Genomic DNA, 14822 nt, shown 5'->3' on the forward strand with positions numbered 1-14822 from the left:
GCCGCTCTATCGAGATTCATGCTCAATACACTCTTACCCGTCAAAGATCGACATCCCACCGAGAGTGCCATTCTCAATTCAGCGATGAGCCTGTTTTTATTGGCTGGTGAGGACAGCGTTACCGTCAGCCGACTGATTCAAACGGCGGGCATCGGCCGCTCGGTTTTCTATCACCATTTTTCCGGCAAGGATGATCTCTACGCCGCCATGCTGCTGTCCGACGAACTGGGCATTGGCGACATGCTGCACCGGGTTCGGCGCAGCAATGATATGGCGACGCTGTTGCGCGAATGCCTTAAGTATCGAATTCAGCAGATTGATAAGCATCGTCTGATGATGCGTCTGGAAACCAAGCTCGCCAGCGAAAACTCGACGCTGGAGCGTTATCGTCAATGGCAACGGCTGAAGCGAAATCATATGGCACTGTTTGCAGAGATCGCCAGCGAATTGCTGGACGTCGATGCTGACAATGACGATCTGCGTTTTCTCTATGGCTTGGTCTGGACCCTGGCGGATGGCCTGGCGTCCTTGCGTGATAACGAGCTGTACCATGAACTGATTCAGGATCGACGCGGATTCAGCCGTTACCTGCTGGATAGCGTTGCCCTGATAGGACAAAAATCGAATGAAACTCGATGATCTACTGCAACAGATCGGTGATCAGAAACACCCACCGGTCGAGCGCTGGGATCCGCCGTTCTGCGGCGATCTGAATATGCAAATTCGCCGCAACGGTGACTGGTTTTACGAAGGTACCCCCATCGGTCGGCCGGCGTTGGTAAAGCTGTTTGCCAGTGTACTCAAGCTCGAAGGCGACGACTATTTTCTGGTCACCCCAGTGGAAAAGGTTGGCTTGCAGGTCGAGGCTACGCCCTTTATCGCCGTCACAGCCGATCTTGTTGAAGATACCTGGATCGTTACCAACAACCTGGGCGAGCAACAACCGTTGGATGCAGAGCATCCGCTGGACACCACCACTGAGCCGCAAAACCCCATCATGACCTGGCGGCGTAACTTACCGGCGCGTATTCACCAGAACCTGATGTATCAGTGGCAGAACTGGGCGCTGGAGCAGGGTGGCCTGGACGACAACGAACGGTTATGGCTCGACAGTAGCGGGCAACGTTTCTTGCTGGCTCAGACATAAAGAAGGCCCCGTTCGGGGCCTTTTTCGGTATTACATATTGGGATAGTTCGGACCACCACCGCCTTCCGGTGTCACCCAGGTGATGTTCTGCGCCGGGTCTTTAATGTCGCAGGTTTTGCAGTGCACACAGTTCTGGGCGTTGATCTGGAAAGCCGGTTTGCCATCGTCGCCTTCAACCACCTCGTAGACACCGGCCGGGCAATAGCGTTGCGCCGGCTCGGCGAACTTGGGCAGGTTGTCACGAATCGGCAGCTCAGGATCGGTCAGTTTCAGATGCACCGGCTGATCTTCTTCGTGGTTGGTGTTCGACAGGAACACTGAACTGAGTTTATCGAAGCTCAACTCGCCATCCGGCTTGGGATAGTCGATCGGCTGGAACTGCTCAGCGGGTTTCAGTTGAGCGTAGTCCGGGGTGGTGTCCGACAGCGTCCAGGGCAGTTTGCCGCGGAAAATATTGATGTCGATAAAGGCGTAGGCCGAACCGAGGATGTTACCCCACTTGTGTTGCGCCGGGCCGAAGTTGCGCTGCTGATGCAGTTCTTTCCAGGCCCAGCTTTGACGGAAAGCAGAATCATAATCGGCCAGATCCTGGCCGGCTTCCCAGCCTTGAGCGGCCTGTTTAAGAATGGTCTCGGCGGCGACCATGCCGGATTTCATCGCGGTATGGCTGCCCTTAATCTTGGCGAAGTTCAGCGTGCCGGCGTCGCAACCGATCAACAGGCCGCCGGGAAAATGCATCTTCGGCAGGCTTTGAATACCGCCCTTGGCGATGGCGCGGGCACCGTAGGAAACTCGCTTGCCGCCTTTGAGTACCTTGGCGAAGGTGGGGTGATGCTTAAGGCGCTGGAATTCATCGAACGGGCTGAGGTAGGGGTTGGCGTAGCTCAGATCGGTGATCAGGCCGACGACCACCTGGTTGTTCTCCAGGTGATACATAAAGCTGCCACCGGCAGCGCCGTGTTCGTCCAGCGGCCAGCCGGCGGTGTGGACGACTTTACCGGGCTCGTGGACTTCCGGGCTGACGTCCCAGAGTTCTTTGATGCCCAGGCCGTAATGCTGCGGTTCGGCATCGGCGTTGAGGTCGAATTGGGCCATCAGCGATTTACCCAGATGACCGCGCGCTCCCTCGGCGAACAGTGTGGTCTTGGCGTGCAGTTCCATACCGGGCATATAGCCGTCTTTTTCCGAGCCGTCGGCAGCCACGCCCATATCACCGGTGATGATGCCTTTTACCGAACCATCATCGGCGTAAAGCACTTCGGCGGCGGTGAAACCGGGGAAAATTTCCACGCCCAGTGCTTCCGCCTGTTCGGCCAGCCAGCGGCACAGGTTGCCCAGGCTGATGATGTAGTTGCCCTGGTTGTGCATGGTGCTCGGCGCAAACAGGCCGGGGACCTTGATGCCGCTGGTGGCGCTGCGCAGCACCTGGATATCGTCGGCGGTGACCGGCGTGTTCAGCGGGGCGCCTTTGTCTTTCCAATCCGGGATCAGTTCGTTCAGAGCGCGCGGCTCGAACACCGCACCGGAGAGGATATGGGCACCGACTTCGGATCCCTTTTCCACTACGCAGACGCTCAGTTCCTGGCCACTGTCAGCCGCGCCTTGCATCAGGCGGATGGCAGCCGACAGACCGGCCGGGCCGGCACCGACGACGACAACGTCAAATTCCATGGATTCGCGTTCCATAGGGACCTCCTGGTTCACGCCCGGTGGGCCGGGGCAGAGTCTTCACAACAACCGCTTTGGCACGGTGCGGCTGTCGTTCGTTGTAATTTGCTGTTTTGGCGCCATCTAGCCGAACGGATTAGTCGCCGTGGGCGCCGACGAGCGGGGAGTTTAACTGCTCGTCTGGGAAAATTAAAACAACTGTTTGAATTTTTCGTTTAAAACGGATTAAATGAGCCCCAATCTCAATACCGGCCCGGCTTTCCGGGCAACCGCATCCAGACGATTGAGGACACTATGAAAGTACTGGTACCCGTCAAACGTGTTGTGGACTACAACGTCAAAGTCCGCGTCAAGCCGGACCACAGCGATGTGGACCTGGCCAACGTCAAGATGGACATGAACCCCTTCTGCGAAATCGCCGTGGAAGAGGCTGTCCGTTTGAAAGAGCAGGGCAAGGTCGACGAAATCGTCGTGCTGTCCATCGGCGAGGCCAAGGCCGAAGAACAACTGCGTAAGTCGATGGCACTGGGTGCCGATCGCGGCATTCTGATCACCACCGATGAAGCGCCGGGCTCATTGTCGGTTGCCAAGCTGATCAAGGCGGTGATCGATGAAGAACAACCAGGCCTGGTGATTCTCGGCAAACAGTCCATCGACAGCGACAACAACCAGACCGGCCAGATGCTCGGCGCTTTGACTGGTTGGGCTCAGGGTACTTTTGCATCCAAGTTGGAAATCGATGGCGATACCGCCAAGGTTACCCGCGAAATCGACGGCGGCCTGCAGACCGTTGCACTGAAGATGCCCGCTATCGTCACCACCGACCTGCGTCTTAACGAGCCGCGCTACGCCAAGCTGCCAGACATCATGAAGGCCAAGAAAAAGCCGCTTGATAAGAAAACCGCTGACGACTACGGCGTGACCATCACCAAGAGCGTCAAGACGCTGAAGGTCGAGCCGCCTGCTGAGCGCGAAGGTGGCGTCAAAGTTGGTTCGGTCGCCGAACTGGTCGACAAACTGAAGAACGAAGCGAAGGTGCTGTGATGAGTATTCTGATTATTGCGGAACACAATAACCAAGCGCTGTCGTCAGCAACGGCCCACACCGTGACTGCCGCCCAGGCCATCGGTGGTGATATCGATGTATTGGTGGCCGGTGAGGGCGCTCAGGCCGTTGCCGATCAAGCGGCCAAACTCAGCGGTGTCAAGCGCGTCCTGTTGGCTGACAGCCCGCTGTACAAGCATGCCCTGGCTGAAGAACTGGCGGCTTTGGTGGCTGCTCAGGGTAAGAGCTACAGTCATATTCTGTCCAGCGCCACCACCTCCGGTAAGAACTTTATGCCGCGTGTGGCTGCGTTGCTGGATGTTGAGCAAATCTCCGACATCATCGCCGTGGAATCGGCCGATACCTTTAAGCGTCCGATCTATGCCGGTAACGCTATCGCGACCGTGCAATCTGAAGACGCCATCAAGGTGATCACCGTGCGTGGTACCGCCTTTGATGCCTGCGCCGAAGATGGCAGCGCATCCGTTGAGAGCATTGCCGCTGAAGCTGCAGTGGCGGTTTCCGAGTTCGTCGGTGAAGAGCTGGCGAAATCGGATCGTCCGGAACTGACCTCGGCCAAGATCGTTATCTCCGGTGGTCGTGGTCTGGGCAACGGCGAAAACTTCGAGCTGCTGTACAAGGTTGCGGAAAAGCTCGACGCTGCCGTCGGCGCTTCACGCGCTGCTGTTGACGCCGGTTTCGTACCGAACGATATGCAGGTCGGCCAGACCGGCAAAATCGTCGCGCCGGAACTCTACATCGCCGTCGGCATTTCCGGTCAGATTCAGCATCTGGCCGGTATGAAAGATTCCAAAGTCATCGTCGCCATCAACAAAGACGAAGACGCACCGATCTTTCAGGTGGCGGACTACGGTCTGGTTGCTGATCTGTTCGAAGCGGTCCCAGAACTGGAAAAATCGCTGTAGTTATCCAGAAGACGCTGGAGGGGAGACGCTTAACGCAGATTAGGTGTACCTGATCTTCAGCCTCTTCCGTCTTCCAATAAAAACCCGGTCTTGGCCGGGTTTTTTTAATGCTTTCAATCCCTCAAAGAAGAGCAAAGCCCCTCGGGACGGTTGGGTCCATTCTCATCTGCAGGTATAGTGGCCGCATTTCCGGCGGCCAGGGCTGGTCGTCGCTGTAACGGAAGCCGTCATGAGCTGGTTTTTCAAACCACAGCACAAGGCCCAGAAAGATCGGGCAATCCTCAAACGCATCGACGAAACGCTGAGCCGCCAAGGGCTGCCCAGCGCCATCCTGCATTTCCTCGTCTTTCTGTTACTCGAGTGGCAATGGCGCTCGCTCGGTCCGGTGCCCAACGCCAGCTATGTCTTTGGTTTGTTGCTGGTCATCATGGCGGCCTGGCGTTTTATCATGATTGCCCAGTTCAATGATTGGTATGGCCGAGGCCCGGCCCGTTGGCGCGACTGGTTTATTGGTTCGGGTTTTCTGCATGCCGGTCTGTGGTCGGCCTATTTGTTGTACCGACTCGCCGGTCCCGATCATCCCATCCAGTTGTTGGGATTGCTCTATACGCTGGCCGTTGCAGCTGGCGGTACCTTCGTTTATTCGTTGTACGGCCGCACGGTCCGTATCTATCTGGCCATTTTGCTGTGGCCAGTCGCTGCCTATTACGCCTTCGCACAGGATACCGCGGGCCATTGGCTGATCAGCCTGGCCTTTGTCGCGCTCTATCTGTATCTGGTCAGCACGGCGGGCCGTGTATCGGAATTGGTGTGGGGTTTTTTGACTCACAATCACGAGCTGAAAATGCGCTTGCGAGCGCTAGAACAGGCGCGTGAAGCCAATGTGATCCAGGCCACCACCAACCGTCGGTTTATTAATCAGTTATTGCATAGAGTTAAAAACCCGCTCAGTGGTTTGCTGGGTGTGCTGGGCATGCTCAGTCACGATGAATCATCCAGTGAGCACCAGGGCATGTTGAACATTGCCCGTCGCAGTGGTCATTCCATTCTCGATCTGGTCAACGATCTGGAAGCCTATATCGAGCAGCGCGATCAGGCGCGAGTGCCGCAGTCGGTGGTGTTCAATCTGCGTAAGACGCTGGAGCATGCGCTGTCCGATATGGGCAGCAAGGCGCATGAGCACGGTCTTGAGCTGGCTTACCTCTACCATCCGGCGGTACCTGAGCGTATCGAGTCCGATCCGCAATGGTTGTCGAATGCGTTCCGTCGCCTGCTGGATTTTGCGCTCGACAGTGCTCAGGAAGGCGAAATCACTGTGCGCATTGCGGTCGATCAGCGTGGTGAAGAAGAACGCTTGTTGCTGTCCTTTTATTTCATCAATGAAGAAGTCAGCACCGAGGACTTGCGGTCTGCCATCCATCGCAATATGGATACCTTGCCAGAAGACGAGGATGTATCCGATCAGTTAACGCTGATGGTCGCCTCGGCCCAGTTCCGTGCTATGGGCGCCGAGTTGAGCGCGAGCAGCCGCGACAAGGGACACTTGAAGACGATACGGGTGTCGCTGCCGATGATCGCCTCGTCACAGCAGGCCAGTTCATTCCGGCCGGCACGCTTTATGGCGGGCCGCTCGGTGGTCTTGTCTGATCTAAGCCCCGTCAATGAGCGGGCATTGAGCGCTGAATTTCTCAGTTGGGACATGAGTGTCTCTACCTGGCCGTTAGAGCGTCTGTTACAGGAGCCGGATCAACCTGCCGATTTTATTCTGCTCAATATTCCGGTGCAGGATGGCCCGGCCCGCCATACTCTGGCTCAGGTGCAACAATTGCTGCAACAGCTTGAGGGGCAGTCGGTTTCGGTCTTTTTGTATGCATCGGAACTGCAGCGCGGATTACTGTCTGATCTCAACGGTAAATTTCAGTTTATTGAAAAGCCCATTACCCGCGATGCGTTGTTGCATGCATTTCGTCGTGCTTTGGATGATCATCGTCCGGACCGCGATCAGGACTACCGTTGTGGTAACACCCGGGTCTTGTTGGCGGAAGATAATCTGGTAACGCAAAAGGTGATTAGCCGGCTGCTGGAACGCATCGGTGTCACCGTCGATTCTGTTGTCAATGGGCGTGAAGCAGCGCAAATGGCCGTTTCGGGCGAGCCTTACGACCTGGTCATTATGGATTGCCTGATGCCACGTATGGATGGTCTGGAAGCAACCCGCCTGATTCGCCAACAGGAATTGAACTCGGGCGAACATATACCGATCATCGCTATGACGGCGGAAGATACGCCAGAGCAGGAAAGGGCGTGCCTGGCCGCCGGTATGGATGACTTTATGGTTAAGCCAGTCAGTTATGAGAACCTGGTGACCTTGGTGCAGCGCTGGGTGGGTTAAGCGGATTTGGCTAACGGCCCGGTGAAGCGGCTGCCACCGTCTGGGCCACCGGGGCCGGGACAGTTACTATTACGCTAAGGGATAAGCGGATTGAATATCGGGATGACGCAATGACAGCGGTACCTTCGGTCGAATTTGAACGGCGTTTGCCATTTGCTTTTGCCAAACGGCACGGTGTGGTGATCGATTTCCAGCACGTCGATGGCCCACGTTTATTGTACCGGCCCAACGCCAACCTCAATGCTTTGCAGGAAGCACAGCGACTGGCACCGCAGCTGTTACCGCAGGTGCAGGTTAACGATCAGGAGTTTGCTGACCATCTGAATAAGGCCTATCAGACCGACAGCGACGATGCCATGCAGATGGTCGAAGGCCTGGGTGAAACCCTGGATTTGAGCTCGCTGGCCGACTCAGTGCCGGAAACTGAAGACCTGATGGAGCAGGAAGACGACGCGCCCATCATCCGTCTGATTAACGCCATCCTCACCGAAGCGGTGCGCGAAAACGCCTCGGATATCCATATCGAAACCTACGAAAAACGCCTGTCGGTGCGCTTCCGCGTCGATGGCGTATTGCGTGAAGTGGTACAGCCGAAGCGGGCGCTGGCGCCCTTGTTAGTATCGCGCATCAAGGTGATGGCGCGGCTCGATATCGCTGAGAAGCGAGTGCCTCAGGATGGTCGTATCGGTTTGCGTGTCGCCGGCCGGGAAGTCGATCTGCGGGTCTCAACCATGCCCGCCAATCATGGCGAACGCGTGGTGTTGCGACTGCTAGACAAGCAGGCGGGGCACCTGGAACTGACGCATTTAGGGCTGCACGACCAGGCAATGTCGACGCTGAGCGATCTGATTCAGCGGCCGCACGGCATCATTCTGGTCACCGGGCCGACCGGTTCGGGCAAAACCACCACTCTCTATGGCGCGCTGCAGGCGTTGAACAGCCATGCGCGCAATATCATGACGGTCGAAGACCCAATTGAGTACAGCCTCGCCGGCGTCGGCCAGACGCAGGTCAACACCAAGGTGGAGATGACCTTTGCCCGTGGTCTGCGCGCTATTTTGCGGCAGGATCCGGATGTGGTGATGATCGGTGAGATTCGTGACCATGAAACCGGCGAGATCGCCGTCCAGGCCAGTTTGACCGGTCACCTGGTACTGTCGACGCTGCACACCAACAGTGCCGTCGGCGCGGTAACGCGTCTACAGGATATGGGCATCGAACCCTTTCTACTGGCTTCCAGCTTAATCGGCCTGGTCGCTCAGCGGCTGGTGCGCACTCTTTGTCCGGATTGCAAAACCCCTTACCAGGCCGATGCCGCTGAATGCGAATACCTGGGCATGAACCCGAACCAACCGCCGACGCTCTATCACGCTGCTGGCTGTAGCAGCTGTCGTAACTCCGGTTACCGTGGGCGGGCAGGGCTCTATGAAGTGATCCGGGTCGATGAAGCCATGCGTCAGTTGATTCACGATCGCGCCGGTGACATCGATCTGGAACGCCATGCCCGTACGCTGTCGCCGAGCATCCTGCAGGATGGCAAAGACAAAGTACTGGCGGGTCTGACCACGCTGGAAGAAGTTCTGCGCGTTTACCGGAGCTATTGATGGCCGCTTTTGAATTCGCCGCTCTGGATGAAAACGGCAAGCGTCGCACCGGTGTACTGGAAGCCGACAGCAGTCGCCAGGTGCGCCAGCAACTGCGCGACAAAGGCTGGTTCCCGGTCGAGGTTGAAGCCAGCCAGAAAAGCCAGAACCGTGGCCCGGGTTTGTTCGGTGGTCCGTCGATTTCGGTTCCCGACCTGGCCCTGGTTACCCGCCAGTTGGCGACGCTGGTCGCTGCGGGTATGCCACTGGAAGAAGGCCTGCGCGCTGTGGCGGAACAATCCGAAAAGGCGCGTATCCGCAGTTTGATGCTCGCGGTGCGCTCGCGGGTGCTGGAAGGTTACAGTCTGGCGCGCGCCCTGGGCGATTTCCCGCGCGCCTTTCCGCGACTGTATTGCGCCACCGTTGATGCCGGCGAACACAGCGGCCATCTGGACCGGGTGCTGAATCGTCTGGCGGATTATCAGGAAGACCAGCAAAAGACCCGCAAACAGATTCAGATGTCGTCCATCTACCCGACCTTTTTGACACTCGTCGCCTTCGGCATCGTTATCTTTTTGCTCAATTCGGTGGTGCCGGACATTATCGGCGTGTTCACCTCCACCGGTGAACAACTGCCCGGGCCAACCCGCGCTTTGCTGGCGGCCAGTAACTGGGTACAAAGCTGGTGGTTGGTGAGCCTGGTCGTCATTGCTTTGGCAATATTCGGTTTTATGATCTGGAATCGCGATCCCGCCCGGCGCCGCATTACCCATCGCTGGCTGCTGCGCCTGCCATTGATCGGCCGTGTTTCCCGGGGTTTCAATACCGCCCGTTTTATCGGTACGGTCGCCATTCTCTCAGGGAGCGGCGTGCCTCTGGTGGAAGCCATGCGCATCGCTGCTGAGGTGGTCTCCAATCTGGAAATTCAGGCCGCCGTGCGGACGGCAACGGTACGGGTGTCTGAAGGTGGGTCCTTGCATAAGGCGTTGGCTGAATCCGGCTATTTTCGGCCGATGATGCTGCACATGATCGCCAGTGGCGAGGCCAGTGGTGAACTGGACGCCATGCTGCAACGCACCGCCGATGCCGAGGACCAGCAGATCAAGGACTTGATCAGTACGGTGCTTGGCTTGTTTGAACCGATCATGGTGTTGTTGATGGGCGGCATTGTGCTGATCATCGTCCTCGCCATTGTCTTGCCCATCATGGAAATGAACAGCTTTGTGGCTTAGGAAATCTATCGTTATGCGTAAACAGCAAGGTTTTACACTGATTGAATTGATGGTCGTTCTGGTCATCCTGGGTATCTTGTTCGGGCTGGTGGTGCCCAACGTTATTGGTCGGGGCGATGAGGCGCGTGTTACCGCCGCCCAAACCGATATCCGCACGCTGGAAAATGCGCTGGAAACCTACCGGCTGCACAACTCGCACTACCCATCGACTGATCAGGGGCTGGAAGCGCTGGTCAGCCAGCCCAGCGGCAGCCCGCAGCCGAACAACTGGCGTGGGCCTTACGTTAAGCAGACTCCGGCTGATCCCTGGGGCAATCCTTACGCCTACATCAACGACGGCAACAGCTATGAGATCATCTCCTACGGCGCCGATGGCCAGGCTGGCGGCAGCGATATCAACGAAGACATCTCCTCCAACGCCAGCGAATGATCCGCCCCTCGAATCATCCCGCCGGCCGGCGTGCCGGCTTTAGCCTGATCGAGCTGCTGGTGGTGATCATCATCATCGGCGTGGCGGCTGGTGCGGTTCGTTTGGCGATCAGCCAGCCGGATCCGCTGGGTGATTTGGAACGTTCAGCGCAGCAACTGGCTTACCGTTTTGGTCAGGTACAGGATCGGGTCTTGCTCAGCGGGGAAGACCGCGGCCTGGTATTTGTGGACGGCAGCGCGCAATTTTTAAGCTGGAGTGAAGGCGACCCGCGAGAGGGCGAGCCGGATGTTCTCTGGCAAATCGATGACGGGATGCCAACCTGGCAGGTGCCTGACAATACCGAACTGACGCTGATTTGCGATGGACAACAGATTGAGCTGCTGCGCAATCCGCCGGAAGACGAGCGGAACTGGCAGCCGATGATCGTCCTGCTGCCCTCGGAAGACTATCAACCCAGCTTTGACCTCTACTTAAGAGCACCGGGTCTGGATAACCAGGCCGTGCGTCTGCATGGCGATGGTTTTAACCGTCTGGAGGTCAGTCGTGTCACGCTCTGAAGGCGGTTTTACCTTGCTCGAAGTGATGGTTGCGCTGGCCGTCTTTGCTGTTATGGCCGGTGCCATTGCCCTGGCCAACACTCAGAACCTGGCCGCAGCACGCCAAATTGAAGAGCAGACCGATGCCCGCTGGGTGAACCAGAATATTCTTCAGCAACTGCGTTTTTCCGCCTTACCCGATGCCGGTGATCGCTTGACGCGCGAAGCCAGCTTCAATGGTCGCGACTGGAAGGTTGAAGTGAGGGTGACGGCCTTTAACTTTCCGATGTTGCCGCCGGTTGAACCCTATCTGCGCGCTGTTGAACTCAATGCCCGTCTTGAATCCGAACCGGATGATGCACCGCCAGCCGATCGTCTAACCGCTGTACTGGCGGCACCATGAAACAATCGCACCAGGGTTTTACGCTGATTGAGCTGCTGATTGCGCTGGCTATTTCGGCCATCCTGGCCGTTGGTACTTTCTATTTGGTTCAAACGTCTCGTCAAACCCAGACCACCTTGGTGCAACGCAACGAAACCCGCACTCAGTTGACCCGGGTTATTCGAAAACTGGAAACCGATCTGCATCAATGGGTGCCGGATCGTCCGGTCCGCGATGCCTTTGGCCAGGAAGTGCCAGCGCTGCTGATGGACGAGAACGGCCTCAGCTTTACCCGCGCAGGCTGGGCACGCAGCCAATTGCTGCAACAGCTGAGTGATAACGACCTCTTTAGCGCACCCAAGCGCTCAACCTTGCAGCGCGTGCGTTATCGCCTGGCCGAGGAGGGCAGTGAGCTGTGTCCGTTACCGGAAGGTGAAACGGATTTCAGCGCCGAGCCCCAAGGCTGTCTGGTGCGCAGTTTTCTGTTGCAGCTGGATGATGATGGGCGCCTGGAATGGCAGCATCAACGCTTGCTCTATCCGATTCGCGCCATGCAATTTCGCTTTCTGAGCCAGGTTGGCGATGAGCAACGGTTTTTCGACAACTGGCCACCAGAAACGCCGGAAGTGTTGGAGAGTGCGCCCATTCTGATCGCCATTGAAGTTCGCCTGGTGCTGCCCGATGCTGAGTTGAATCGGCTGATTTCGTTACCCATGCAACGTGAAGATGCCGAAGGAGGCGCTGATGCGACCTCCTGAGCGCGGTTTCGCACTGATTCAGGTGTTGCTGGTTTTTGCCTTGCTGGCGGTAATCGTAGCGCGGTTGCAATACCAGCAACGTGTTCAGCTTGAGCGCGCCTTCCTCGGGCAATCTATGAGTCAGTTACAGACCTGCATCGACAGCGCCGAAGCCATTGCCAAAGTTGGCCTTCGACTCGAGGCGCAACAGGAGACGCCCGAGCAGTTAAAGCAATTAATGGATGAAAACGGCAACCTTTACTTGCCGGCTTTTCCACTCGGCGAATGCCAGATGACGGTGTCTCGCTATGATCTGCAAGGTCGTTTTAATTTGAATTGGCTGCACCCGGCGGCGGCAAATCCTGACGGCGCTGCCGAGGGCTTTAAGCGGCTGTTGCTGGAGCTGGATCTGGATGAAGGCATTGCCGATGAGTTGCAGCAATGGTTTGATTCAAACAGCGGTGCTGAGTTCAATTATATCGATCAAGAGCCCAGTTACCGGCCATCTTTTATGCCCATGGCTGATATCAGTGAGTTACATCTGCTCAAAGCCGTCAGCTCCGATAACTATAAGGTTCTGGCACCCTATGTCAGTGCGCTGCGGCCCGATGAGCCGCTTAATATTAATGTCGCCTCCAGGGAAGTGTTAATGAGCCTGGCGCCTTTTATCAGTCGCGAAGACGCCGATGGGCTGATTGAGCAGCGCGGCGATGGCTTTGACCGGGTGGATGATCTGCTGAACCTGCCTTTGTTCCAGGAGAACGACGATACTCCTCTGTACAACGAGCAACTCAGCGTGACGTCTAACTGGTTTGATCTGTCTGTTAAGGCTCGGTACCAGACGGTTGAGTTACGCCAGATCAGCCGCTTGTACCGGACCGAAGGCGACACCAAGGTTATCGTCAATCTACGAACTCAGGCCGTAAACGACCTCGACTCATTACCGAGTGACAAGGAAGAAGGAAGTACAGAATGACCCCCGAATTGTCCATTTATTGGCAAGGACTGGATCAGCTCGAATGGCGCTGGCACAGCCAAAGTGACTCCCAGACAGGACGCTGGGACGATCTGGTCGATCAGGTGCGCGAGCGCAATCAAGCCGGAGCCGCAACCCGGCTATACCTGCCGCATACGCATTTCACCGCCTTGGTGATTAAAGTGCCGGCTGGCCGTCGGCGTCTGGCGCCAGCTGTTATGCGCTTCACCGCCGAAGAGCAGTTGGCGCAGGACATCGACAGCCTGCATCTGGTGCCGCTGGAGCAACCCCAGGATGGCAAGATGACGGTCCTGGTCACAGAGTCGGCCTTGCTGACTGATTTGCAGTCGACGCTGGCCGAAGCTGGTCTGACGCTGGTGGAAGCCTTCGATGCCGGTTACTTCCAATGGCCAGAGATGCCGTACAGCGATATCCAGCTCGATCTGGACCAGCAGAGAGTCTTTTGTCGTCACGGCTGGCTATTGCACCAAACGCATATTCAAGGCTTTGCCCAGTGGTTTGAAAGTTTCAAGCAACAACAAAACCTGTCTTCGCCACTGCGTCTGGCGCTGACCTCGCGCGCCAATGATGAAGGCGCCCGCCAGCTGCGCACCGAACTCGAAGCCACGGGCGATGCGTTGGAATGGGTTATCAGCCCGCTACCGGATATTGCCCAATGGGATGAGCAAGTCCGCAGCGGCCAGCAACGGGGCAACCTGATGACGGGCGCGTTGGCCATCAAAAACGAAGGCGGGCAGGGGCGATACTGGCTGCCAACCGCGATCGCAGCCGCCGTAACGCTGTGTCTATGGCTGGTGGTCAGTGGCGCTAATGCCTGGCGTGACCAACAGCGCGCCGAATCGACCTGGGCTGCCAGCGACGCCGTTTTTCGCCAGGTATTTGGCAACGACAAGCGGATCCAACGGCCGTTGATGATCCGTGAAATCGACAATCGAATACGCGCTCTAAGCGGTGGCCGGAACGACACTGAGGCGACGGTTATCAGCGCTATCGAAGCGTTGATGGTGTTGGACGATGCCTTAGTCCTGGACGATTTCCGCTATCAGCAAAGCAGCGGCCAGATGCTGTTCACATTGCGCCAACCCAGTGATGTAGAAGGCGATGCTTTTGCTCGGTTCGAGGCCACCAAGACCGCGCTGCAGGATCGCGGCTATCAAGTTGAATATTCGGCGAGTCAGGACAGTCAGGCTGTTCGCGGTCGTTTTCAGGTCAGTCTGGAGGCTAACGGATGAAGGCACTTATCGCACAATGGCTGCAACCCCTGAATGGTCGTTGGCAGCAGTTGGGTCAGCGTGAACAGCAGGCACTGCGTTTACTGGCGGTCGTTATCGGCCTGTTAGCTGTCTGGTTGCTGTTGATTCAGCCGCTCCAGCAATGGCGCCAGCAGGCCAGGCAGGAACTGGCCAATGCCCAGTCAACCTATCAGCAACTGCTGCAAAAAGCGCCTCAGGCGCTGGCTTCTGGCGCCTCGACGGCTAACACCTCCAGCGATTCTCTGAATACCGAACTCAGACGCCAAGCCAACCGTTTCGGTTTATCTATCCAGGGGTTTGAGCCCGATGGCGATTTATTACGGGTTCGCCTGGACGATGCTCGTTATAGTCAGGTGATTCAATGGCTGGCGGCACTGCAAGCGCAGGGTGTTATGGTCGATCAACTGACGTTGAATGGCCGTGACCGACCCGGTCGTGTTCAGGTGATCGCCGTGATGCGACGCTAGGCAGCTTTTACAAAAGCTGGCACGATTA

At 57.0% G+C, this 14822-nt stretch carries 15 protein-coding genes; 14 read left to right on the plus strand and 1 reads right to left on the minus strand.

Annotation, left to right across the window (positions count from 1 at the left end; all coding sequences use genetic code 11):
* Nucleotides 1–18: 18 nt before the first annotated feature.
* Both ACXAE6_RS14560 and ACXAE6_RS14565 read left to right on the plus strand, forming a co-directional pair.
* Nucleotides 19–639, plus strand: coding sequence for a TetR/AcrR family transcriptional regulator (locus ACXAE6_RS14560; RefSeq protein WP_475149825.1), 621 nt, complete (start codon nucleotides 19–21; stop codon nucleotides 637–639).
* Nucleotides 626–1147, plus strand: a complete 522-nt coding sequence (locus tag ACXAE6_RS14565) for a DUF1285 domain-containing protein (RefSeq protein ID WP_475149831.1) — start codon at nucleotides 626–628, stop codon at nucleotides 1145–1147. Before ACXAE6_RS14560 ends, ACXAE6_RS14565 begins: the two co-directional genes overlap by 14 nt.
* A gap of 30 nt (nucleotides 1148–1177) precedes the next feature.
* Here ACXAE6_RS14565 and ACXAE6_RS14570 read toward each other — a convergent pair whose 3' ends face one another.
* Nucleotides 1178–2833, minus strand: a complete 1656-nt coding sequence (locus ACXAE6_RS14570) for an electron transfer flavoprotein-ubiquinone oxidoreductase (protein ID WP_475149833.1) — start codon at nucleotides 2831–2833, stop codon at nucleotides 1178–1180.
* A 276-nt stretch (nucleotides 2834–3109) separates the two neighbouring features.
* Here ACXAE6_RS14570 and ACXAE6_RS14575 point away from each other — a divergent pair, with 276 nt between their 5' ends.
* The 12 genes from ACXAE6_RS14575 to gspM all read left to right on the plus strand — a co-directional run bounded on the left by ACXAE6_RS14575 (nucleotide 3110) and on the right by gspM (nucleotide 14794).
* Nucleotides 3110–3859 carry an electron transfer flavoprotein subunit beta/FixA family protein gene (locus tag ACXAE6_RS14575; RefSeq protein WP_475149837.1) on the plus strand — a complete coding sequence of 250 codons (750 nt, stop codon included), beginning with the start codon at nucleotides 3110–3112 and terminating at the stop codon, nucleotides 3857–3859.
* The gene (locus ACXAE6_RS14580; protein ID WP_475149840.1) at nucleotides 3859–4785 is read left to right on the plus strand and encodes an electron transfer flavoprotein subunit alpha/FixB family protein; all 927 of its coding nucleotides are present in this window, start codon (nucleotides 3859–3861) and stop codon (nucleotides 4783–4785) included. Before ACXAE6_RS14575 ends, ACXAE6_RS14580 begins: the two co-directional genes overlap by 1 nt.
* A 229-nt stretch (nucleotides 4786–5014) precedes the next feature.
* Nucleotides 5015–7177 carry a response regulator gene (locus ACXAE6_RS14585; protein WP_475149844.1) on the plus strand — a complete coding sequence of 721 codons (2163 nt, stop codon included), beginning with the start codon at nucleotides 5015–5017 and terminating at the stop codon, nucleotides 7175–7177.
* A gap of 110 nt (nucleotides 7178–7287) precedes the next feature.
* Nucleotides 7288–8781 (plus strand): type II secretion system ATPase GspE, encoded by a 1494-nt coding sequence (gene gspE / locus ACXAE6_RS14590; RefSeq protein ID WP_475149847.1) that lies wholly within the window; start codon nucleotides 7288–7290, stop codon nucleotides 8779–8781.
* The gene (gspF, locus tag ACXAE6_RS14595) at nucleotides 8781–9992 is read left to right on the plus strand and encodes a type II secretion system inner membrane protein GspF (protein WP_475149853.1); all 1212 of its coding nucleotides are present in this window, start codon (nucleotides 8781–8783) and stop codon (nucleotides 9990–9992) included. Before gspE ends, gspF begins: the two co-directional genes overlap by 1 nt.
* A 13-nt stretch (nucleotides 9993–10005) precedes the next feature.
* A complete protein-coding gene (gspG, locus tag ACXAE6_RS14600) occupies nucleotides 10006–10422 on the plus strand; it encodes a type II secretion system major pseudopilin GspG (RefSeq protein ID WP_392801219.1) in 417 nt (138 codons plus the stop codon).
* On the plus strand, nucleotides 10419–10979 hold the full coding sequence (locus ACXAE6_RS14605; RefSeq protein ID WP_475149862.1) for a prepilin-type N-terminal cleavage/methylation domain-containing protein: 561 nt from the start codon (nucleotides 10419–10421) through the stop codon (nucleotides 10977–10979). Before gspG ends, ACXAE6_RS14605 begins: the two co-directional genes overlap by 4 nt.
* Nucleotides 10966–11361: a type II secretion system minor pseudopilin GspI gene (gspI, locus tag ACXAE6_RS14610; RefSeq protein WP_475149864.1), complete on the plus strand. Its 396-nt coding sequence runs from the start codon at nucleotides 10966–10968 to the stop codon at nucleotides 11359–11361. The genes ACXAE6_RS14605 and gspI overlap by 14 nt, the downstream gene beginning before the upstream one ends.
* Nucleotides 11358–12098, plus strand: a complete 741-nt coding sequence (locus ACXAE6_RS14615; protein ID WP_475149867.1) for a type II secretion system protein GspJ — start codon at nucleotides 11358–11360, stop codon at nucleotides 12096–12098. Before gspI ends, ACXAE6_RS14615 begins: the two co-directional genes overlap by 4 nt.
* Nucleotides 12085–13053: a type II secretion system minor pseudopilin GspK gene (gene gspK, locus ACXAE6_RS14620; protein WP_475149870.1), complete on the plus strand. Its 969-nt coding sequence runs from the start codon at nucleotides 12085–12087 to the stop codon at nucleotides 13051–13053. Before ACXAE6_RS14615 ends, gspK begins: the two co-directional genes overlap by 14 nt.
* Nucleotides 13050–14306, plus strand: coding sequence for a type II secretion system protein GspL (gspL, locus tag ACXAE6_RS14625; RefSeq protein ID WP_475149872.1), 1257 nt, complete (start codon nucleotides 13050–13052; stop codon nucleotides 14304–14306). The genes gspK and gspL overlap by 4 nt, the downstream gene beginning before the upstream one ends.
* Nucleotides 14303–14794, plus strand: coding sequence for a type II secretion system protein GspM (gene gspM, locus ACXAE6_RS14630; protein ID WP_475149875.1), 492 nt, complete (start codon nucleotides 14303–14305; stop codon nucleotides 14792–14794). Before gspL ends, gspM begins: the two co-directional genes overlap by 4 nt.
* The last annotated feature ends 28 nt before the right edge of the window (nucleotides 14795–14822 follow it).

The sequence above is a fragment of the Saccharospirillum sp. ABV4_185 genome, from assembly GCF_056159245.1.